Here is a 23,892-nt window from a genome sequence, read left to right on the forward strand (position 1 = left end):
CTTACTCTTCTTTCGCGTCTTGGTCGTTGCCAATGCTTAGTTCATCCAACAGTTTCTTTCTCGCTTCTTCATCTTGAAGAACCGATGCGATCTTCTTACGGAACGCAGGAACGTTTCCTAGAGGACCTTTCAGTGCAACCAAGGCTTCGCGAAGCTCAAGTAGGCTGTTTAGTTCAGGTACACTTTTCGCGATCGCTTCAGGAGAGAAGTCCTTCATGTTTTGGAACGTCAGATCAACACCAATCTGGCCGCCTTCTTCATCAGAAAGACGGTTTTCAACGTTGACTTTAACGTTTGGAGACATGCCCTCTAGCACTTCGTTAAAGTTGTCTTTGTCAATGTTAATTGGAGTACGTTCTTCAATTGGTGTCTCATCTGCACGCGCAGTAAAGTCGCCAACTACCATCATGCTTAGCGGCAGCTCTACGTCTTCTTGCGTATCGCCAGTTGCTGGAACATAACGGATATTAATTCGCTCTTTAGGAGCCACCGAGCCGTCACGTGACATAATTCGTTCCTTATCTAACTCTTTAATTAGTCGTAAATTGCTTTCCACTCTTCATACTTCTCAGGTAGAAGATCCTTGCTTCCAAATAACCGATGGAGTGTTTTTCGAATTAGGTCTTCTAACTGTGACGATAAGTGGGGTTCCCAGCTCGCGAGATTAAACGCTTTTTGTACTTCCCACCCCTTCTCAAGATACGGCAAACACAACGGGTATAATCCAACAGACTGGTAAGCTGCTATCAATTGTAAATACAGCATGAACTGCCCACGTCCCGAGCTATCCAGCTCAAGTTTGCGGGCAAGCTCTGCGGCACATTCCCCTAGATTTTCTAGAGTGATATCCTCCATTGGCAGCGAGTCTTCCTGCGAAATCACAACCGTTTGAACAACGGGTTGAGAAGTCGAAGAAGTAGTATCTTGAGTCGATAACCAGCTCAAGGTCGCTTCATCTGCAAATGGTATAGAATTCTTAAATGAGAGGTGCTCGATGCCCTCTAGCGATTCAACAAAACGCGTCACTTCTTGTTTCACAGCAAGCGCTGCATCATCAAAGCCCAAGTTATTAAGCATCGAATACACGAAGTAATGGCCCGTCAGCCAAAACGGCGCATCCGTTAATGTGCGCTCCAAACGCTTAATGGTGTCGATGTCGCTTTCTTGGTCAGCTTTATCTCGGTATTCCGCTTGTTGATCGGACGACACTGCCAAGCTCAAAGGCGTTTGATTATTTTGGTGGTCGGGTAGACCATCAATGTCATCCCAAGTCAGATGACGATAAATCCGGTAAGCCAGCGGATCACTTGGGTTCGCATGAAGCATGACTTCCGCAACCTTCTTCAAGGTGCGCTTAGAAGCCGTCGGCGAAGAGAAGTCCGTATCGACATCGACTTCTTTTGCTACCGCTTTCTTAACTGGCGCAGGTTTAGGGGCCGGCGGAACCGCCTTCACCGGTGCGGTTTGCACTTCACTCTGCGCTGGCGTTTCTTCGGCAGCAGGCTGCGTAGCTGGTGCAGGCGCCGCTTGTTCGACGTTAACGACTGCATCATCGCTCTGCTCATCAGCCACCGCTTGTTGAGATAAGACATTGAGTTGAGTGCGAATCTCAAAGAAATCCGCTTCTGAGTCTTGGTAAACCTCGTCGTACTGGCGCTGCACTTCTTCAATAGTCGAAATGCAGTTTGATACCAAATCCCATGACTGAGCGCTTTTCGCTAACTTGCTGCTGACCAGTTTAAACTGATGGTTCAACCATTCGACCGCGCCATCTCGACCCCGCTTTCGCGAAGGATACAATTCAACGCCAAAGCGACTTAACGCCTCACTAAGCAGCTTTAGACCTTGTTCAAAGCCTTGCAGACCAAACTCTTCTGTTAGCGCGCGAACGAGGTAACAAATGGCTTTTAAGTCTTTACTGTGGTGCTCTAGAACTTCAGTCGCGTGCGTTTTTACCACGCTCCAATCTACTGTTTCGCCAAACAAGGAACCGAATTTCTTCACTTCGGACTCCATCATTTCATAGCAAAACTCGTAACGGGCATCGTTTCCCACTGGAGATTCATCAGAAATAGGATTAAGCAGACGATCGATATCAATGTTGGACAAAATTCACGTCTCCTTCAGTCAAGTAATCTCTCAACGCACGCGCTACCGCAATTGCGCCATTTGCTGGCTTAGATAATCGATGGCTCTGCTCAATCGCATCCGACGCCATGCTATCTAGAATTTTCGTGATTTCTGTAAATTTACTTGGTGCATTCCGTTCTAAATCGGCAAGGGATTCATGTAGCTTTTGTTTGTCGTAAACGGATTGCTCCATCACGGTGCTAAACAAAATAAATTCGCTTCTTGCGACGATTAAATCCTTTATTTTTTTGTCTAGTTCTGGCGTATTACCGAAGTAGGCTTTGGCTAATTCGGCTTCTTCAATTGCTTTGGTGTAAAAGTGCGCCTCTGCATGTTTATCGATGGAGTCATTAATATTTTCCATCACAGCCTTTGGTAAGATTTGGTTGTAAAAATAGGCTTGTGACTGGTTTAACAACCATGCCTCTTTCATTTCATTTTCTGCGAGCTTAGCTTCACCATCTAAAATTAAGCGAGCAATCTGCTTATCTCGACTGCCAGCTATGGCAGATACTTTCATGGAATCGATAGACGCGACATTTAACCCAGACATCACTTTAGTCAACGCCTCATCCGCATATGGAAACAGAGCACCGTCACGAACAAGGGTTTCTCGCAAGGTGACAAGCTCCTTACGTAATTCGACTAATGCCATTGGTAAGCCATCCGCTAACGATTGATACGACGTTAACTGAGCCTGTTTTTCTTCATATAAATTCGAGAGGCTTAACTGCTGAGCTTGATATGCTGTTCGATAAGCTTCTGTCATATCAATACTCTGAGTAGCTTGAGACAATTCTTCTTTGATTTTCCATGGAGGCTGAGCCAAAAAAGAAGCCGTTTCAGAGGGCGTAATAACGTGAGTTACAGTAGTGACACCTCGGGAAAAAATGGCATCCAATTGATCTTTATTCTGTTGATACAAATAACTTCCTGCTGTTGCCAGCACACTCAACACTAAGCTCGCCTCTAATATTTTAAAGCGACCATACGCCGTTTTATCATTTGGCTTACAGTGTGTAAGCAGCAAGTCCGCGTTACGCAAGCTACTGAAAATTGGTGCGTTAGAATTTGAGCTAATTGATTGCGTATCGATTCGCGCTAACTGTTGAGCAAAAGAAATAGCGGTATAGCCATGCCCTCTTGGTTTGTTGATGACTTCTTTCAGCAATTTCCAAATATGAGCCGGGATCAAAGCCGGACGCTTTCGATCTTTTAACTGCTTATTCCAAGCATCACCAAATATTGATCCTAAAAATAGGTGTCCAGCGAGCAAAGCGAGAGAGTAAACATCATCTTGCGGTTCCGCGATGCCAGTTTCTATATAAAGAGGGGAAGCGTAGCTCAAGCTTGCTTCTGCGTAAGGTTCTGTCTCTCCAATGTAACGAGCAGCGCCGAAATCAATGAGCTTAACGTAATCGCCTTCACTCACTAATACGTTAGATGGTTTAATATCAAGATGGCAGATACCTCTTGTATGCATAAACTCTAGAGCGCCAGCGAGTTGATACACCAACCAAGCGATGTGGTCGTGGCGGAAGCCTTTAGAAGAATGACGCTCCATTTTTTCTGCCAGTGATTCACCTTGGATCCACTCGTACATCAAATATGGGCGTTCGAATTCGTTGCCGATTTTTACAAAGTTAGCCACGCTAGGGTGTTGAGAAAGCTCCAGCCTGCTCGCTTCGTTAATCAACATTTTGCTCGCAAATTCTGGCGAGTCATCATTGATAACTTTGCAACAGATTTGCTTCTCTGGCTGCCCTTTTTTTGCAAGATGGTAAACCGTTGTCTTACCATTTTTAGAAGGAAGCTTGTCTAATACATCAAACTGTGAAAAAAGCACGTACTCAAGCTTCGGCTTATTTTTTTCTGCTAGCCTTTGCTCATTCAGTTTCTTTTTCTCAATAGCTTTAACAACCAACTGATCGATATATCCTTTGGCTGTACTCTGATTATTAGACACTTAGTACTCTTTCATAGAATAAATATTATTAGAGTTGAATAATATTTTCTTGAACGTACTTGTATCAAGGTTGGTATTTAAAACAAACAGTAAGCCTATTATTTTAGTTATTATTACTAACTTATTAGACCTTTTTACTTACGCTTTCACTGCATGAGTTATACGCTTTTTCGTGTTACAAACTTCAACCTAATAATATGAGTATATTTTCATTGCCATTTGATCGATGAGTGCCCACTAACATTGCAGTAATTGAAGAACTCCTTTGTCACCATGAAAGTCGAACATTAACAATGTAGTTGGTTGCTTAAAGTGGTGCTCTCTGACCGCAAAGGCAATTAAAGCGAGAGAAGAACAACTACCCATTGTGCCCCACAACTCATTGATAAGCTGCGGTTGTTCTGGGTTCGTGAATCGTTCTGCTTTCGCCCCCAGAGCAAAGCCGTAATCTTCCGAATGCATGCGCAGGTTCGTCATATCGGAATACACTTCACCAAATGAATCGAGCTTTTTACTCGCACGTTGAACAAGTCGAAACATGCCTCTTCGGTCTGAAGTGTTTAATTCCGTATCAATGTAGCCAAGCTGCGCTTGAGGCTTAAGTTTCAATGTTTCTACGGTGTTTTTTCGACAAAGAATTAAACCCGCCCCACCCTCGCTCGGAATAACGCCCCATGGATTATTGGTACTCATTACCATCGCATCGTCGATGAGTGTTTGCATCGAACTCACCAAAGAATCGACACTGATACACATCATAGCATCATATTTATCCAATGATTTCATGGCCTGGAGAACGAAACTGGGCCCACTGGCATGAACAGCATTCACCACAGAGAGAAATTCAGCATAGTTACTTTCACCAAGCCATTCTTGCACCTTTACTAGTGAAACAGACACAGGCACCGCTATAAGCAAAGGTATTGGTCTCAATGAACGTGGTAACTGCGCTAACAATGAATCAAGCAAGTGGGTGATTAACTCACACGTTTTCTCAAACTGCTCACTTTCTTTGGTGTATTCGATTTTGGCGTAAGTAAAACGCTCGATACCATCATCCCCTACACATTGGTCAAATCTTCCTAAATCAGCATACGAAACTGCACTAGCAATATCTAAATTCATACCGGTTGGCGTCATCACTTCCATCCCTAGCACGTAACGGCCTGTTGAATTATGCATGCTCGCTTACCTCTTCCAGCTTAGTGATCGATGTCGACACCAACAAATGTTCCTTGCCCTGACAAGGAAACGCAGCGGTGTAACTGATTGATATAGTTTTCTTTTCCGTATCAACGAATAAGGTGTACATCGCCATATCAGCTTGATAACTTTGATCTTTGAACGTCGCGATCGCACGGTATTTTTCTTTAGGAATTCGAAATGAAAGCGTGTCATCATGACAAAAGCCACTCATCATCAAACGCTCCCCCCCACGAAGAAAGCCTTTGCACTGTTGATCAATAGGCGCGCTTTGGAAGAACCGCTTATCAAAATCGAGTGGCAACATTGGCTTGCGATTCTCAATCCAATCGTCATCGAACGTGCCGGCCAGCTTCTGGCGCGCCTCAAAGAACGGAGGCACTGGCCCGAACCCCGCAACGCGTAGTTTTTTCGCGGCGGCACTCCAGTCCTCTCGGGGATAAAAAATCGAGGGTACTTTCTGTTCAAGCAATTCTTTGTTGGAATCGGCAACACCACCGCCTATTCGGTTACGTAAATCACCGCCTACCGCGCAAGTGTAATCAATGTCTTTTTCAATAAATGGGACTGGGTTGCTCAGCGTTATACTACCAGCATGCTCAACCCATACTCGCTCCCCGTGAATAGCGAGAGTCTTATCGATATGACCATCAATCAGCACACGACACTCTTGGTATGTCACTGGCTTTTTCGCGTAGCTGCGCGCTTTGCCGTAAACAAGTACATCTGTGTTTTCTTTGGTATACGCGAACTCGTGGTCAACTTTCATCGCAGAGAAGCCTTCTTCGCCCAAATATTGGGGATCATCGAAGATTTCACTTTCACCTAATTCGTGCCAAACCACACCATCGAATTGCCATGTGCGTTTGGCGACTACAACCCAGACTTCATCGCCGTTTTCGTCACGTTGAAAACGACCTTTAAGTGATAGCTCAGGGTGCGCCTCAATATCCCATAACTGCATTGCTATTCCTTAAGTTGAATCGTTCGCTCGCAGAAGGTGCGGCCTTTAAATTGTTGAAGTTCCAGTCTTGTTGATGAATCGGCATTGCCATATCCCAAGGCACGTAGGCTCTGGATTGAATACAGAGTTGACGCCATAGCCAATCTCGGAACAGCACATCAACGTTAGCATCTTGCATCGCAGCTAACGTAGACTCGAAGCTCAATGCGTAACCCAAGCGGCTTGGTAGATTTTGGATGTATTTTTCATCTTCCACCCACTCATTAAGAAGATCGACGATCTCTTCCCATTCATACTCGACACCAACATCTTGCGGATTCAGAGGAAGAAGCTTTCCGTAGACGACATACAAGGCTTGAAGCCAAATTTCACCTTCAGCTTCCTCCAGACTTTCCAAGTGCTCGATGATTTGGGGCACCAGTTTCCAATTACCACCCAGCGCAAAATCAACAGGTGCTAATGAAGAAGAGATATCAAACGCCTCAAACTCTTTTAACTCAAGTAACTTGGCATAAGTGAGCACTTGCGCTGATGGTAATCCATTTGGTTCGATGCCAAAGCACTGACGGAACCAAGTGCCTCTGTCACGTTTGGTAATCAAACGTTCAAATAGATATTGTTCGCTGCCTGCATTGTCATTGAGCCAATCAATCCCCTCTTTCACGTCTTGTAAAGCGAGCAGTGGCAAAGCAACATGAGAGCTAATGATGCTGGCTTTGTGCCAGCGCTTGATGAGAGAAACACTTAATGTTTGACGTACACGTAAGCATTCAAAATAAAACGCACTGGATGTCGCATTACCCTCAATAAGCTCCGAAAGCGTGCTATCCATAGATTCAACCGGAGATTGTACGGCAATGACCATTGCGGTTTTAGCGTCAATATCTTCGAGTAAACTCAATCCGCACAAAAGGTTATCCAACTCTGAGCCCAACTCGCCCTGTAGCATCAGCCAGCTGTAGATTTCTGGCTCCTGGCCTCTTAACTGATGAATCAACCCCGGTGCTAGCCGATAAAACGACAAGTACACCTGCTTCAGTTCTTCAATTTGGCGTTCGATCAGCTTGAGATACGCCAACTCACGACTTGGATAACCCCTTTTGTGAATTTGAACTCGCTGCCTGATTAAAAACCCGATACTTTCAGAAGCAATGGACAGCTTTTCATTACAGAAATCCAGCCATGTTACTGGCAACTGGGAAAGGTCATTCACAGCGCGATCAGCTTTTGCTAACGCGCCTTCGACTTCTTGATTGGTTATGGGTGCCTTTAGGTGCTCGACACCGATTCTTTGTCGCATCTAGTTATCCGTTATTAGCGTGCCATAACGCGATTGCAATTAGTTAATACAAAGTAATTAGCTAACTCGACGTAAATTAGCTAATGCTAGGTAATTAGTTAATTGCGATCGTTCCGCCTTGAATTTTTTGTGCTTTTTCTGCTTGAGAAGTGACGTACTTCGCTTTAGTGGTAATTCGTCCATCGCGCCCGCTATAGCGAGTTTCTGTCTCACCACTTTTGACTACCAACTCTTGTTCTGTCTCGATAACCATCTTCTTCGCTCGCAATACAAACTCGTCAGAGTCATCCAGAATGGAGAAGAAAATGTCCGTCACAAGAGGCAAGCTTAAGTCGTCGTTCAAAAATTCAACTCGACAACTTAATCGATTATCGATAGCCATTTGCAGCTCAGAACGACGAAAGCCACGTCCTAGTCTCGCAGTGAGTGGCTGCTTAAATGGGTTACCATCAAAATCAACTCGCACACTGCCCGTAGACTCATTGATAGCCACTATTCTTCCAAAACGCGAAAAGCAAGCCGTTGATTCGGCTTGCTGCTCTGATATTACTTCTGTTGTAAGAGGTTGTTTTTCCATTGTTAGTTAACCACTACGTTGCCACCTTTCACGACGACTTTGTCACTGCCTTCGATCGTAATAGCCGAGCCTGATAACTTTATTGAACCATCACTGTTCATCACTAAAGAGGAACCACCCGTTTTCAATACAATCTTGTCGCCACTGATAATTTGCGTTGCACCATCAGCTTTATAAGCGGTGTTCCCTTTCACTGATACCGTTAAGTTGCCACCAACCGTCTGGTTATCATCCGCACCAATATCTGAACTCTTAGACGCACCGATAGTAAGGTTACTGTTTTCGCCAATATCTAAGTCATCATTTTTACCGATCTTAGTCGTACGGTTATCACCAATTTCTAAGTCAGAATTGTTTTTCACATACTGGGCTTCGTTCGCGTTGTATGTGACGGTAACGTCTTGCTCGACTGTCTCGGTAAACGTACTGTTTACTTGTGTCGTTTTATGTCCATGAATGGTTTCTTTATGGTCACCATGAACTTCATTCGTTTGGTGACGTGCAACCTTCAAGAATTCATCTTGACCGATATCACGGTAACGGTTGTTGAGCACCTTGGTCGACATGTCTTTTTGAGCGTGAATATAGACTTCTTCTTGGTTCGCTTCGTCTTCAAAACTCAACTCGTTGTAACCTGTTCCTTTGTGCGTTTGCGTGCGGAACGTGGTACGAGTTTTGTTTTCTGGCAAAGAGTACGGTGGGAAATGCAAACCGTTGTAAACTGCGCCCGTAACTAACGGACGATCTGGATCCCCCTCAAGGAAAGTCACTACGACTTCATGGCCAATACGCGGCAAATAAACTGCGCCCCATGTTGGCGCCGCCATGGATTGGCTTACACGAATCCAACAGCTTGAATGTTCGTTGTTATCACCGTAGCGATCCCAATGGAACTGTACTTTCACTCGACCAAGCTTGTCGGTGTAAATCTCTTCACCTTCTGGTCCTACAACAACCGCCGTTTGAGGGCCATCAACCACTGGTGCTGCTAGTTTAGGCGCTTTAAACACCACATCACGTGGAATACACGAGAACTGGTTGTAGTAAGTGGTTGGCATACCACTCGCTTCATCTTCATGCACTTGCGGATCTTGACCTGTGTGCATTACAGACAACATAAGGTAATCGCGGTTAATCTCAGAACGCGGGTGGTCACTGACGTTAAAGCTGTAACCAGATGCTAAGCGCATTACGTCACTCGTTGCTTCCACTTGTTGATTATCGACTATGTGTTCCGACATCCACTCCGTGGTTCTCACCTGACCCATCAGCGGGTCAACGTATCGTCCAGGATAATCAAACTGCTTGAGATCTTGGTCTAGCTCGCCAGCCTGTGTCATCTCTTGTGGAATTTTAGGGTGTTCGTAGTTGTAATCTGTGTACGTAACCTGTCCTGTTCTAACGCGGTTAACTAACTCGAGATCAGAGATATGTTCGCGATCGGCAACACCGCCACCATCGGCATGATAAACAATCGGCCCAATGTAAGAAGCATTTAGTGGCGAGCTTATCAAAGGTGCAATCGCGTCATTACTGTCGACAATGACCATCGTATGATTTGAATCGCTATGGTCAAAGTAATACCACATACCGTGTTCAGCCATCATACGCTGCACGAAGTGCAAGTCAGACTCACGGTATTGCAGAACGTATTCTTTTGGAGGATAAGTACCCGACACTTCAAATCGGTAATCGGTGACTGCCCCATCATCGAGTACTTCTGTGATGATGTCTTGCGCTGACTTTTGCTGGAAAATACGACAATCTTGGCGCTGAGATAAGAACCAAGCTTGAGGAACCAAGACTAATTGATAACGAGAAAAACGACGTCCAGTCCCTAAGTAACGAACTTCATTCACCACGCCGTTGAACACGCGCGCAGCCCCAACACCTTGTCCGTAAAGTGTCAACGTTCCTGCTTTACGTATTAACTCATCGAACGAGATATCTGGATCAAGTGAAAGTAATGAGAGATTGATGTGGAAAGGCTTAGATAACTCTTCATGAACATGAAAGCTCTCAACCCGAAATTCATGCCCACATCCAGGCACTTCAAATTTAAATTCTACGTCATTCACCATATCTTTTACCTGATACAAATAATCGAATTAGGGCCAACAATCGTTGGCCCTGAATCTTTACGCGACGAGCAATTAAGCTTCGCGTGGAGCACGCCAGTCGTCGTTACCCGCAGTACCACAGTTTTCGTGAGTTACTTCGATCGCACGGTAAGTGAACTTAAGCACTTCTTCTGTCACGCGGTCAGCTGTTGCTGCGTCTTGACAGTGGTTCATACGAGTTTGGATATCGACAAGTAGCGCATCAATCAATTTGATTGAGTAGTAGTGCTCTTGTTTACCTTGAACTGAAGTACGGTAGAAGCGGATCACACACTCAGGAAGTTTTTCGCCAGATACTAGTGCGTTGAATAGTAGTGGAGATGAGCGATCTTGAACTTTAGTTACAACAAGTGGACGGTGTACACGTTGACCAGTTGGCTGACCACTTTGTGGATCACGTGGAACTGTTAGCACGTGATCAAGTTCTTGTACTAGGAACTCATCAACATGAGCTTCTTGCCATGTGTTACCTACTGAATCTGCAGAGTAAGTATCTTTAGTAATATGGCCTTGAGTCTCACCTTGGATAGACATATATGCTGGAGTTGGCATCGCTATTTCCTTTTCTAAAATCTGTTTTGTTTAAATCACCAAATCGCTTATCACCGCGACTACTTGGTATAATCAAAGTCCGTGCCAACTTTAAAAATGCAATAAAAACAACAATTTAAATAAATTAAGACATTATTCACTAATATCTTGAGTACAATTTATTGGATAAAAAACCAAAAAGTTGGATTAAGATAATAATAAATTGTTCTAACTTTAAAAAGTGAAAATAACCATATAAAACCGTGTAAATAAAGTCATTAAAACTAATAAATCCGACACTTTTACTATCAATTAATTTAGAATAACAACGCCATTAAAATAACCACAAACATTAATGTCACAATAATCATTAAAAATAACCAACAAACGATAGTCAAAATATCTTGATAAAAAAAGAGCGCAATTACTTTTAGTATAATAGCCGCTACCTCTTTTCCTCTAAAGAATAAAATGGCTATGATAAATATAAACCTTTCTTCATTAATTCAGCGTCTACACCCGATTGCAAAAGTAGCATTAGAAGACGCCGCTGCACTTGCAGTCTCTGAAAAAGCAAACGAAGTTCAAATTGAGCATTATTTACTGAGTCTATTAGAAAGGCCAAATAGTGATTTTGACGTCTTATTAAGTCATTTTGATTGTTCTGAGAACTTATTAAGACAATCGGTTCGATCCACACTCGACACCAACGCCAAAGGAAATGGCAGCAAACCTGTTTTTTCTGCTTTATTAATCGAATGGTTGCAAGAAAGTTGGCTGGTTTCTTCTTTAGATCTATCCGAAACACAAATCCGCTCTGGTGCCTTACTCCTTACTCTTGTTAGCAACCCTCTCCGTTACGGCCAACATGGTTACGCCTCTATCCTTGAAGCGGTAAACCCTGACAGCCTTAAGCGTAACTTTGCAGAGCTAACAAGCCACTCTATTGAGGCGCAAGTTGCTACTTCAGAGAAAACACAAGCTCGTGAGGATGGCTCAGCACTGAGCAAGTTCACAACCGACTTCACTGGTAAAGCACGCAAAGGCGAAATCGACCCTGTTTTCTGCCGCGACCAAGAAATCCGCCAAATCGTGGACATTCTTGCTCGTCGCCGTAAAAACAACCCTATTGCTGTTGGTGAACCGGGCGTTGGTAAAACCGCAGTAGTAGAAGGTTTGGCACTTAAGATTGTACAAGGTGACGTACCAGACAACCTCAAAGGTGTTGAGCTTTACGGCCTGGACATGGGTCTTCTGCAAGCTGGTGCAAGCGTAAAAGGCGAATTCGAAAAACGCCTAAACGCAGTATTGGATGAAGTGAAAAACTCACCAACTCCAATCATTCTATTCATCGATGAAGCACACACCCTTGTTGGCGGTGGTAACCAAGCAGGCGGCAGCGACGCGGCAAACTTGCTAAAACCAGCCCTAGCACGTGGTGAAGTGAAAACCATCGCTGCAACAACATGGTCGGAATACAAGAAGTACTTCGAGAAAGATCCTGCCCTTGCGCGTCGTTTCCAATTGGTGAAACTCGACGAACCATCTCCTGAACAAGCAGCATTGATCATTCGTGGTCTTCGCCCTGCATACGAGAAGTCACACAATGTTTACGTGCGTGATGACGCCATCACTGCTGCGGCAGCACTTTCTGCTCGTTATATCTCTGGCCGTCAACTGCCAGACAAAGCGATCGATGTGCTAGATACAGCGTGTGCACGAGTGAACATCAGCCTTAATGCCATTCCTGCTTCTGTTGAGACTCTACAGCAAGAACTTGCAGCTCAACAGCGCGAGCTAGAAGCTCTTGAGCGTGATGCTCTGCAGCAAACTGGCGACAAGCACAGCCTTGCTAACATTCCAGACCTAAAACTGGCAATGGAAACAACGAAAGAAGAGCTAGCAGAGCAAGAAGCCCAATGGCACAAAGAAAAAGAGCAGATCCAAGAGATGATTGCTCTACGCTCTCGCTTGCATGAACTGGTGTTTGGCGAAACAAATGAAGAAGAGCTTGTTGCAGACGAAGATTCAGAACAAGAGCAAGACGTTTCTCCATATGCAGAAATGGATGAAGAAGCCGTTCGCATTGCAATTTCAGCCTGCCAAGAACAGTTAGACGCAATCCGTAGTGGCAACCCACTGGTCCACTTTGAAGTGGGTCCTGATGAAGTCAGCCACGTGATCTCGGACTGGACTGGTATTCCAATGGGTAAGGTGCTTCAAGACGAAGCAGAAACCACACTAAAACTGAAAGAAAGCCTAACACAAAGCATCAAAGGCCAAGAATACGCTATCGATGCACTGTCTGAAGGCATTCAAACCGCAAAAGCCAGCCTAGGCAACCCAGACGCACCGACGGGCGTATTCCTACTGGTTGGCCCAAGTGGTGTGGGTAAAACCGAAACGGCTCGTGCGATCGCTGATCAAATGTTTGGTGGTGAGCGCTTTATGACGACCATCAACATGTCTGAGTTCCAAGAGAAGCACACGGTATCTCGCCTAATCGGTTCGCCTCCGGGTTACGTAGGTTACGGTGAAGGCGGCATGCTGACAGAAGCGGTACGTCAGCGTCCATATTCTGTTGTACTTCTTGATGAAGTAGAAAAAGCCGATCCAGAAGTGTTGAACCTGTTCTACCAAGTGTTCGACAAAGGTACGCTGAACGATGGCGAAGGCCGCACAATCGACTTCAAGAACACGCTGATCATCATGACCAGTAACCTTGCAACGCACGAGATCGAATCTTTGGTTCATCAATCAAAAGACATTGATGCAAACATCATCGCAGAAGCTATCCGCCCTACTTTGAACCAACACTTCAAACCGGCGCTATTGGCACGTATGTCGGTACTGCCATTTGTTCCGCTTTCTGATGAAGCAATGACAGAAATCATTCACCACAAGTTGAACAAAGTTTCTCAGCGTCTACAGAGCCATCACAAGCTGTCTCTGAGCTACGAAGAAAGTTTGGTTGAGTTCGTACTCGGTAACTGTCGCCTTGCTGAAACGGGCGCGCGTAACATCGACGCGGTTATCAACCGTCAGTTACTGCCTCAGCTCTCGACTCAGCTACTAGTGCATGACAAGGATGATTCACATACGCAAATCGAAGTGTCTGTCGATGAGCAAGGAACACTAACCTATGCGTTCAGCTAACCATAGCGAACTTAGTAACGCCCTACTTGCGATCAGTCAGTCTTTGGCTGATCGCAGCCAGCTTACCCAAACGTTGGATGCTGTGTTGACCGCTGCGAGACAAATGACCCTCGCAAAGCACGGCATCATTTACGTTTTGGACCAGACTGGACAGGCGTTGATTCCAAGTACCGCTCACCATAACGATAAAACTATCGTTTCCCACCCTTGGGAAGCATTACAGTTAGACTCAGCCAGTGAGAACGACCCATTTAACTTTGCGATTCGTAATGGTGAAGTGGTGTTGATTAACGAGTTATACAAATACAACGGCTACGACTGTGAAAGCATTTATCAAACAGAGCAGACATTGGGACTAAAAAGCGAGAACTTACTGGCTTGGCCTTTGATTGATAGCGAAAGCAAAACCATTGGGCTGTTAGTCTTACTCGATTTGAATGTCATTGACAACGAGGCAGCCTTGACTGAGTTTTGTCGAATGGCAGCGAGTAACATTCGTCAAGCCGTTTGGTTAGAGCAATATGGGCAAGTGATTAAAAATCTCAATGCCGACAATCAAGCCCTAGTGCGCGAGAACACTCAGCTCAAAAAACGTACTCAGAAAGCCTATCAAGGTCCTATTGCAGAGAGCGAAGAAATGCTCAATGTCTTGAATCGTCTTGATAAGGTGCTATCTCTTCCTGTCGACGTTCTGTTGCGTGGTGAAACGGGCGCAGGTAAAGAGGTGATCGCGAAATACATTCACGAAAACTCTAACCGTTCAGAACAGCCTTTGATCGTACAAAACTGTGCGGCAATTCCCGAACAGTTGTTAGAGTCTGAACTGTTTGGGCATAAGAAAGGTTCATTCACGGGCGCGGACAAAGACAAAGTCGGTTTGTTTGAAGCAGCCAACGGCGGCACGCTTTTCCTAGATGAAATTGGCGATATGCCAATGCTACTACAAGCGAAGTTACTGCGTGTACTGCAAGAGCGTAAAGTTCGCCCTATCGGTACCAGCAAAGAGATTGAAGTGGACGTTCGCGTTATCGCCGCAACCCACTGTAATCTTATGCAGCAAATCAAAGATGGCGGATTCCGTGCCGATTTGTTCTATCGTTTGAATGTGTTCCCTATTACATTACCACCATTGAGAGCACGCAAGTCGGATATTATTCCCCTTGCCGAACATTTCGTGCAACACACAACCAACACGCTAGGTCTGCCGCAAGCGCCAGGGTTAAGTGCCAACGTACGTAAACAGCTCCTTGCCTACCAATACCCAGGGAACGTGCGTGAGCTTAAGAACATCATTGAGCGCTCGGTGCTACTGTCCGATTTTGAAACCATTACTCACATTGAGTTTGGCGAACAAATCCCAGAAGATGTGCCAAATATCGACATGAAAGTAGCTTCACCTACCCCAGAGCAACCTGCTTACGAGCAGCAAGCACAAGCGGATTTAGAAGACGTTTCAAAGAGCCTTAAGGACGTTGTCAGCCAATACGAGCGTACAGTGATCATCGATTGCTTAAATGCCTGCAATTGGCACACCAAGAAGGCCGCTGAGCAATTGGCGCTGCCAATGAGCACACTCAACCACAAGATGAAGAAATACGACATTTCTGCAGCGGGTTGATGGGGCTTAAAAAGAAAATTCTAAATTCAGTATGAAGTCATAAGAAAAGAAAAACCGCCCGAAGGCGGTTTTTTTGTATGTTACTTTGCCTGTAAAAGAGCGATTTCCGGAGCATTGAGCGAAGACGCTTGTTTCGTTATCCAATTCTCAACATATCCTTTCTGCTCGTTCTGTACCCCTAGGTTTTTCCAGTGTAAGTGATTCGCCTCACTTGTCGCATTTTCCTTTTCAACCGTTTCTATCCATGGCTTACCCGTCATGAAGTCTTTCACCGCAGGAACTTGAAGCTCAAACTTCGGTAGTTCATAACCTTCACTTACATCCATTTGTTCAAATGAAGCCAGCTCAAGTTTGATAGGTTTTAGATCATTACCATCTAAAACATCACCAAAAGGTCTTAAACCATTAACTAGTTTGCCTGTAGGCGACACATAAGAGTACTCAAAGCGAATGATATAAAGGTACTTTTTCTCGCTTGAAGTTAATAAACGGGAGAAATTCGCGTCATTCTGATCAATAAATTGAACGGCGCTTTGCTCCAGACCTGTACGCTTAGTCGCGCCGCTATCGTCAAGCTCTAGATCAAAAACGGTTCTTGTTTCTATTCCATTATACCCAGTATTTGACTTCTCGGTAACAAGACGAGAATGAATGTTGACCACTCCAGCATAATGCATCACGTCATGTTTAACTGGACCATCTTTGATCTGCAGTTTCACCCCACATTCAATGGCATTGAGTAACATTGTATCGTAATCGTCACTCGCACGATCATCCCCTAACACCGCAAAACAAAGTGAGAACCGTTGCTCTTTCGACCAATCAAACTTGTTGCTTATCAGTTTATTCGCATTGCCTTCACCCCAAGCAAGGTCACCGTCAATTTCAACACCAGGCAAAATAATAAGGTTGCCATCGATCACCTTCGGTGTAGTGTCTCGGGATGATGCAGACTCACTCATGACAAACTCTTCGATTAAAAAGTCAGTGTCTGTGAGTTTCGTCTTTTCCAATGTTCGACCGTTAAAGTTTTTCGCTTCTTGTGCAGGGCTTTGACCATCGATACCAAAGTTAACTTCAGTAATATCTAGAGTGTAATTTTTATATGTACCCAAGCCCTCTAACTTACCCGCTAGCAAATCATGTCCTCCTAGTGAGAAGACATATCTCATCTGCTCAAAAGCACCAGTGTCTCGAACATATTCAAACACGCTTTGACCTGTAAAGAAGGCTTTCACCTCATCTATGACTTTAACATTTGGACATAACGGCTTGATGCCATGGATTAAAAACTCACCAAATTCATATGTTGGTTCAAATTCAAGACCATGCAATTCCTCAACACGCTTACTCTTAAAGTGTTCTTTAATCGCTTCATCAGGGTCTTCGAATTGAGAAGCATCCATTTTTGTAAACAACACATCAAAGGTTGGCCCATGAGAGTCCAAACCAACAACAGCGGCGCGATAAGCGACCTCCTGTAAAAACAGTGCCTTAGATGAGACATTGTCTTTTAAAACCACCTGTAGTTTCACGCGAGTTTGTGGGCGTAGCTTTCGTCCATTCTGCGCAAATGCCCACTCTACATATGGCGTCCATTTAGCACCGTCTTGAACCAGCAAGCGGCTGAACTCTATATCATCATGCCCAAGTTCTACTGTAGCTAAGTTGAAGTCGTGACAAAATGCCTTTAGGCCTTCTCGGATAGAAGCTCTTTCTTGCAAGGACTCATCTGATTTTCGGTCCAAGAATAGACGTGTTTGTACAGGGAATCCCGTATTAAATGCCCCCCCTATTTTTTCACCGTAACTCCATTGTAACGAGCTATTGGCATCTGATTTAGAGAACAAACCAGATTTTTTAAAGCGGTTTACCCAGTTCAGGGCCAGTGTATTACCATCATTGACTGGAATTTCCCAGTTATCACTCATGACATACAGCTGAATAAACTCGTCAACTCGATAATCCTCAATGAAATCATCAAAGTCCCCCGTCAGGCTCCACTTAGCGCGGAGAAGCGTTAGTAACTCAATCAATGAATTCAAAGCATAAGAGCGCAACAAAAAGCGCTTCAACAATTCATCATGATTCGCCTGTTTTTTGAGAAAGTCAGCTAAGCCAACAGCATCAATGACCTGAGGTTGAAGGTCTTGACTTATCCCTTTGTACAGAGAGATAAGCTCTTTGTTGATGCTACTGAGTGTCTTTAGCATGCTTTTGTTGTTGTACTGAGCTTTGATCTCCTTAAACGTCGCATCACCAAAAAGGTCGCCATAGAAATCAGTTGCAGCGCCCAAAAGATCTGCACCCACTTTACCGGCAAAATAATAGGCAGCCACTGGTGCGGCAGGCGTCCAGATTGCGACACTTGCCATTGCATCAACGGCAGCAATAATCAACTTATCTTGAGCTTCCTTTGCCGCAAGCTGATGCCCTTCCCAAATTTGATGCGCGCGATTTAATGCCATCGTTCCCGAGCGGCTCGGTGGTAGGGAAACCGCAAAGTCAGGGATGATCAACCTAACCTCTACACGTCGGTTCACAGCGATATCAGCAGTATCTGATCGGTCGTTAACGTCGGCATAACCTTCGATATCATCAATCAGTTGTGACTTACCCTTAAATTCAATCCACAACCTTGATTCTAGATTCGCTCGTTCTTTTTCGCTTGCTTTGGCAAGGATGGCCTCTTTAACGACATCCGCACGCAATCTGGAAATTTTTAAGTTATTTTCATGCGTTCCTATTGGCCCTGCATGGCCAATAATGGCAACTTGGTAATCAGGGTTTTTGGATAAAAGCTGGCATAATTTTTTACATACTTCTATATAGTCGATATGCAGTACTTGAACTTCGTTCTCAAACTCAGCAGAGTTAAACTTGAAGTTCATTCGAACAACGACCCCTTGACCATCAACAAAGATCTGAGCATTCCCTTCTTTACCAAGCGCTTCCTGCACCGCTTCTGCCTTTTTTTGCCAATGTTCTGGATTATCAAAGCGACGAACAAACGTTAAAGAAGAAAGATAGTTTTCAGAGTATTTGCTTAAAGTTTCTTGCGCTTCTTTCGCATTTTTAATTTGTTCAGAGAACGCCGAATATTGCTCTAACGCTTCCTTGCCACTTGCGATAACTCCAATTGCTGGTAGCGCGCGATTTGTTCCGCTCAAAAAATCACTGCTTAAACGTCCAACGCCACGCATGATTTTTGACTCTGGGCCTGCCGCTTTAAAAGCACGTTTGATATAAGGAATATCGATTACATGCTTTCTAAACACTAACGCTTGTGCTTGTTTCAGCGTTAGCTCTTTACGCGCAAAAACCTTTGCAAGGCTGACGCTCTTTTTAACACCACTGGTGGCGGCAAGTGCCGAATGTAACGCGATACCACTCATCAGAAATGGAGGTAAAGCCCCTGATTCACTGTTTTCCCATAGCGCCTGCCCGATGGTTTTCGCCATATCCGCAGGTGGGCCAAAAAGCTTAGCACCGTCAATGGAGAGAAAATCACTGCTCAACGATTCGTAGGTTTTGTTGATCGCAGCATGCAAAGATAACGGTGCGACGCCCGGCTTTTGCTTAGTTTGATAGGTTAACCCCTTTGTCGCGTAGTCTGAATAAGATGGCAACTGATTAGGAAATTGTTGGATGAGCGCTTCCTCTAAGGTGATCATGTCACCACACACGCACGCCATTTTGCCAATGCCCGCTGTCTCGATAAACGTCAGCTTTTCATGCAGCTCATAAGTATATACATTCTGCTCCACATCAGTTTTAGGGTGTTTCATAAACTGCTTTGTGGCATTGGCCTTCAACACACTTTCAGGTAACTTTTTACGTGTTTCATCGAGTGCTTTCCATTCAGTTTCCCAAAATTGGATGCGCAACAAATAAAAACCATCTTCAACTTGGCTAGGGTCAAGGTTAAACAATGCACTTGGTAAAACGTTTTTTTCACCAACTTCAATTGCCCATCTTGCAACGTTGGTATCGACTACCTTCACATTAATCACTTCTTCTGCGGCGCTCTCTAAATCGCCCGCTTTGAGCTGCTTAACCGGTCTAACTAGCGAAACTTCCGCGCCACGATAAAGATTATCAGTGAACAACACTGCACAACTGTGCGTTCTTGGCACAACAAAACCTTTCAGGGGTTTGTTTCTTTTTTTCTGACGCTCTAACCAATCATTGTAACTTTGTTGTTCTGGCGAAAGGTCACCACCAACATAGGCAGGAGCAAGTTGGTTTACTGCAATTTCAGTAAGTTGGAACTTCACACCCGTTTGGTTTGTTTTGTTGGTCCCATCATCAATGTACTGGGCAAAATGCTTAATGTTTTCTGCAAGACTTACTAGATTTTTTGCGCCCCCAGTACTTTCTGGATCATTCAGCGGCGCAATCATCTGCGCCAACAAACGCAATGGTGGAAAGCTTAATTCATAGCTTTTCCCTTTGCAGATCCCTTCCGGTCGGTTGCCCAACTTGAGTACTTCGTAATTGTTGACATCACTCGGTACAGAACTTTCAGAGTCGACCTTTTCTCCCGATAAAGGTTGCTTACCCATTGCTTGTGGTGGCTCGCCTAAACCTAACTCGACCAATTTTCCCTCTCTGGTGGTGCCCCACAGTGCGGGTTCACCTCCCGACAAGGCATTGACCATCACTGGAGTCAAAGGTATGGGACGAATCTTACCCTCTAGCTCATTTACTTGAGTGAGATCTGGCTGGGAATGCCAGTCCGGCCACACTTCCACACCATCATCGTTCTTTACGGCACTAAAGAAAGCTCCAAACAGATAGACTTCATTATCAAACGTAAAAGCCATTAGTTCGCCTCCTTAAACCAATTTCCTTGATTTGCGGAGAGGTTATACACAATTGCAGGATCTAACGTGCGCCCATAACCCAATGGAGACCAGCTCCACGCTTGTTTAGTATGGTTTTTCTGCACCGACATCAGCATCGCGTTGTAATTTGTTAGCGAAAAACGATTATTTAAACCGATGGCATATTGCATTGCCCCATCACGCTTAATCTGTTTACCTTTCGCTAGGTCGACGACAAACACATTGTGATAGTTGCGATTAGCCGCCCAGACAATGTCCCCTTCTGGACTTATGGCTTTATAATCCGCTTTTGATTTATTCGTCGCTAAGTCCTTATCCCAAAAAACTGCTTTTGCTTTTTGATTTGTATTTGCATCGTAAATAAGCGCAGCAAAATCATTTACCTGATATCTTTTCCCGTCCTTTATGAAGCCAGTATCACTGATGTAAAGATCGGTCTTTTCCGCCTCACCTTTAGCAATATCCCACTTATAAACCACACGACCAACCTTACCAGTGCGGTAATAAACGTAGCTGCTATCTTCCGCCCATAAAAATCCGGAAGGGCCTTCAATATCATGTGGCAGCTTAATCAGCTTCTGGTTTTTGATATCAAAAAGGTAGTTAGTCAAACCAAAACCGACTGCAACGTAACGATTGTTTGGCGAGCGACTGGTTTTATCAACAGTTATGTCACCATCGCCAAGCCATGGCAAATCGGTCACCAAACGTAAATCGGTGCCATCAGTCTTCATACTCCAAATTTTGGTTCGTCCTTCGTATTCATTATACATAGGGTCTGGCTCATAGCCTGAGTCGTTTGATAAGTTGGCCCAAGTAAACTGAACGCGTGGCAAATCGTAAGAGCTCGCGTCATTTAAGTCTTCCCTTGGCCATTCTTTGGCGCGATGGATAAAGTAACGAGGAAAGTCACGTTGTTGGTATGTCGCAGAGTCAGATTTAAAGATCTCACTTGGCTCCATGGTGTAATAGTTGTGTTCACCAATGTAAGTGCGGCCGTCATCTTTACAACCCGCTATCGATAAAGCAGCAAGCAACAGTAATAGTATTTTCTTCATGGTTTAACCTAGCAATTCTGAAATGGGTACATTTTCTTCTACAACGACAAGACGTTGGCTACCGGTGGAGAGGCTCGAATGAACACCTCGAACAATATCGACGCTCTTGACCTCTTCCGGCGGGAATGCGAACCGAAGCGTCATATAACCATCGTCATCTTTCATTGCTGAACGAAAGTACGATTTGTGAATCCAATCCTGTTCTATGTTACGAAGCCCAAAGAAATCGTCCGGCTGATCTGTCAAAGGCTCGTGAAGGTAACGTATAGAAGGCAATGCGCCTCTTGGAGCCAACTTAAGCCCCGCGATATTGCTCTCTTTGTGTTCGTTGATGACTCCACTGCCGATGCCTGTCGATGCGGTACCGGAAACTGGAATAATATTCTCGCCCGCATTATTAAAGCTTTGGGATGAGGAGTATATTTGCAACTCTGAAAGAGACTTAGCAATTGAAGCAGGATCACTCTCTAGCTCAGACAGTTCCGTGTTTGTCAAAGCCAACTCGGAGTAATGGATATAACATTCTTGTGCTTTTCCCGCGACTTTGTATGGCACCCAAATATGCGGTAGAGGAACGCCTTGCGCAATACGCAAACCATCTTTGCCAGCTTTATAAGGGCTTAGCACCGTTTTAACAGTGATAGGATCAATATCTAATTCTGGAAAAACAACATCTACTTCCTCATCTACAAAGCGGAATACCCTAGCACCTTGATCAAGGCTTAGATGTCCCGAATACACTTTCTGACCGGATTGATAAATCTCAAATGCTTCTTCGCCAATATAGTAGTCTGGTACAAGGTTGGCCCCATCAATGTTGACATGTCGTGTTTTCATCGAGGATTCAGGATCATTATTTCTGTAGTACTCTAAATCGACATCAGCAAAGTAGCCTTTTGGTGTAACTTCAACCTCTCGCCAAACTTTGTTATTCCAGATTACATAGAAATAACCTTCTGCAACCAACTCATGTCCATTTGGGCCCTCTAGCATAGGTAGTACAGGCACCAACACGTTATCCCACTCATCCATTTGAATTTCTTTATCAACGGGTTGCATATCTTCGGCGAGTTTAAGCAAAATTGGCTGAGGCTGATCAGTGCAAGGGATTTTGATATAGAGCGTTTTGCCCTCAGCTTCGAGATCTTTAAATGTCGCGAGGCTGCGGTGTTTGTTTTCTGTATCAGCCTTGCCTACAGTCACTTTTTCTTTTTGAGCTTCCGTTTTTCCCAACATCAAACATGCCGCGTTGCTAGACCACTGCCCTGCAAACTCGACAACGATTTTTTGATCTAGACTTGGCTCAGAGGGGACATGCGTGTAACTACGAACTAAAGCAACATCGTCGGTAACCTGCTTGTATCCTGCTTTAAAAGCTTTGCTTTCATTCGAAGCAGATACAGAGTCAACGAGTGATTTAAGTCTAGGGAAGCTTTGTAGCTGAGAGTCCGTCAATGGCGACCGACGAGCAACGGTAGATAATGACACCCAATTGCCTTTTCCCAATTCGATTCTTATAGCAGCTAGCAATGCGCTGGTCGTTTTTTTGGCAGAGATGGAAATCTTTTGCGCCAACTCTTTAGGGAGGTTTCTAAGGATGTCATCTGAATTTCGCAAACGCGAAAGCTGCCCTATACACTCGTCCGGTGTAAGAACATAAGATAGCTCGTTGGAGGATAGCTTCGAGCTAGGTATAAATTTGCAAACTAAATGCATTTGAATTCTCCACAACCAACATCGTAAATATGGCTGCGGTGACAATTAAGCTGATAAGGCTTACAAGTACGATTTGGTCTGCGTATCCTACTTACTTAGCCATTTATTTTCAACGAGATAGAAAAATCGCCCGAAATCAAAAACACCAAAAAAATGGTGACTTTTGCTATCAAAACATGCGATTTGACCACAACAAAAGCCGGTAACATCACCCACTCTGTCAAAATGGTAAAATCTTACTATCTAAAAAAATTTAATTTATGGACTGAAGTTAACAAAAATCGTAGTAACGTGCGCTTCAGGTAAGCACGAGGAAATTCAGAAGTTTATGAGGTGCCCTCCTCAGCAACAAACAACAAATTGACTGTTACTGAGGAAGTTTAAATAAAAAGGTGAGCGCATTACGCACTCACAAAAGTAACTGCTCTGAAGCTTGCTAGGATTAAATTTGCTTCATCGCGAGTTAAAGAGGCGAGGTATTACCCATCGACCTCATGCAGAACACTATACTCAGAGTATAGAAACGAGCGTAAATATATAATATTTAAAAAGATTTTCAACGCGACACATTCACCACAGCACCTGCCGAGCGACCATCACAATCACTTCATACACACCTAAAAGCAACATTGGCCTAGTTATTATAGTTATTCAGCCTTGTATTAAGACGATTCATTAATTCGAGTAACTTATCAATAAAGGCAAT

Annotated in this window: 14 protein-coding genes; 2 read left to right on the top strand and 12 right to left on the bottom strand. The window is 44.3% G+C overall.

What is annotated here, in order from left to right:
- Nucleotide 1 precedes the first annotated feature (1 nt).
- The 9 genes from tssB to R7044_RS01505 all read right to left on the bottom strand — a co-directional run bounded on the left by tssB (nt 2) and on the right by R7044_RS01505 (nt 10,812).
- Nucleotides 2-508 (bottom strand): type VI secretion system contractile sheath small subunit, encoded by a 507-nt coding sequence (gene tssB, locus R7044_RS01465; protein ID WP_005373381.1) that lies wholly within the window; start codon nt 506-508, stop codon nt 2-4.
- A gap of 26 nt (nt 509-534) precedes the next feature.
- Nucleotides 535-2,109, bottom strand: a complete 1,575-nt coding sequence (gene tssA / locus R7044_RS01470; RefSeq protein ID WP_225455307.1) for a type VI secretion system protein TssA — start codon at nt 2,107-2,109, stop codon at nt 535-537.
- Entirely contained in the window at nt 2,096-4,096 is a 2,001-nt protein-coding gene (locus R7044_RS01475) for a serine/threonine protein kinase (RefSeq protein ID WP_053349228.1), read from the bottom strand. Before R7044_RS01475 ends, tssA begins: the two co-directional genes overlap by 14 nt.
- A 237-nt stretch (nt 4,097-4,333) precedes the next feature.
- Entirely contained in the window at nt 4,334-5,278 is a 945-nt protein-coding gene (locus R7044_RS01480; protein ID WP_017633759.1) for a hypothetical protein, read from the bottom strand.
- Nucleotides 5,271-6,263, bottom strand: a complete 993-nt coding sequence (locus R7044_RS01485) for a DUF2169 domain-containing protein (protein WP_213972220.1) — start codon at nt 6,261-6,263, stop codon at nt 5,271-5,273. The genes R7044_RS01480 and R7044_RS01485 overlap by 8 nt, the downstream gene beginning before the upstream one ends.
- Nucleotides 6,244-7,563, bottom strand: coding sequence for a hypothetical protein (locus R7044_RS01490; protein ID WP_213901148.1), 1,320 nt, complete (start codon nt 7,561-7,563; stop codon nt 6,244-6,246). Before R7044_RS01490 ends, R7044_RS01485 begins: the two co-directional genes overlap by 20 nt.
- 94 nt (nt 7,564-7,657) lie before the next feature.
- Nucleotides 7,658-8,140 (bottom strand): hypothetical protein, encoded by a 483-nt coding sequence (locus R7044_RS01495; protein ID WP_025767908.1) that lies wholly within the window; start codon nt 8,138-8,140, stop codon nt 7,658-7,660.
- Nucleotides 8,141-8,142: 2 nt separating this feature from the next.
- Entirely contained in the window at nt 8,143-10,221 is a 2,079-nt protein-coding gene (gene tssI / locus R7044_RS01500) for a type VI secretion system tip protein VgrG (protein ID WP_005373412.1), read from the bottom strand.
- 72 nt (nt 10,222-10,293) lie between these two features.
- Nucleotides 10,294-10,812 carry an Hcp family type VI secretion system effector gene (locus R7044_RS01505; RefSeq protein WP_005373415.1) on the bottom strand — a complete coding sequence of 173 codons (519 nt, stop codon included), beginning with the start codon at nt 10,810-10,812 and terminating at the stop codon, nt 10,294-10,296.
- Nucleotides 10,813-11,268: 456 nt separating this feature from the next.
- Here R7044_RS01505 and tssH point away from each other — a divergent pair, with 456 nt between their 5' ends.
- Together tssH and R7044_RS01515 are read left to right on the top strand one after the other, a co-directional pair.
- Complete coding sequence (gene tssH / locus R7044_RS01510; protein WP_225455356.1) at nt 11,269-13,947, top strand: type VI secretion system ATPase TssH; 2,679 nt, start codon at nt 11,269-11,271, stop codon at nt 13,945-13,947.
- The gene (locus tag R7044_RS01515) at nt 13,934-15,565 is read left to right on the top strand and encodes a sigma-54-dependent Fis family transcriptional regulator (protein WP_213972222.1); all 1,632 of its coding nucleotides are present in this window, start codon (nt 13,934-13,936) and stop codon (nt 15,563-15,565) included. The genes tssH and R7044_RS01515 overlap by 14 nt, the downstream gene beginning before the upstream one ends.
- Before the next feature lie 80 nt (nt 15,566-15,645).
- On the opposite strand, the gene R7044_RS01520 is transcribed toward R7044_RS01515, so the two are convergent.
- Genes R7044_RS01520 through R7044_RS01530 form a run of 3 tightly spaced genes read right to left on the bottom strand, consistent with a single transcriptional unit; the run spans nt 15,646 to nt 23,186 of the window.
- Nucleotides 15,646-20,391, bottom strand: coding sequence for an OmpA family protein (locus R7044_RS01520; protein ID WP_225455308.1), 4,746 nt, complete (start codon nt 20,389-20,391; stop codon nt 15,646-15,648).
- Complete coding sequence (locus R7044_RS01525) at nt 20,391-21,470, bottom strand: hypothetical protein (RefSeq protein ID WP_033906402.1); 1,080 nt, start codon at nt 21,468-21,470, stop codon at nt 20,391-20,393. The genes R7044_RS01520 and R7044_RS01525 overlap by 1 nt, the downstream gene beginning before the upstream one ends.
- A 3-nt stretch (nt 21,471-21,473) precedes the next feature.
- A complete protein-coding gene (locus R7044_RS01530; RefSeq protein ID WP_033906401.1) occupies nt 21,474-23,186 on the bottom strand; it encodes a hypothetical protein in 1,713 nt (570 codons plus the stop codon).
- Nucleotides 23,187-23,892: the final 706 nt, after the last annotated feature.

The sequence above is a fragment of the Vibrio sp. 1402 genome (assembly GCF_033340275.1).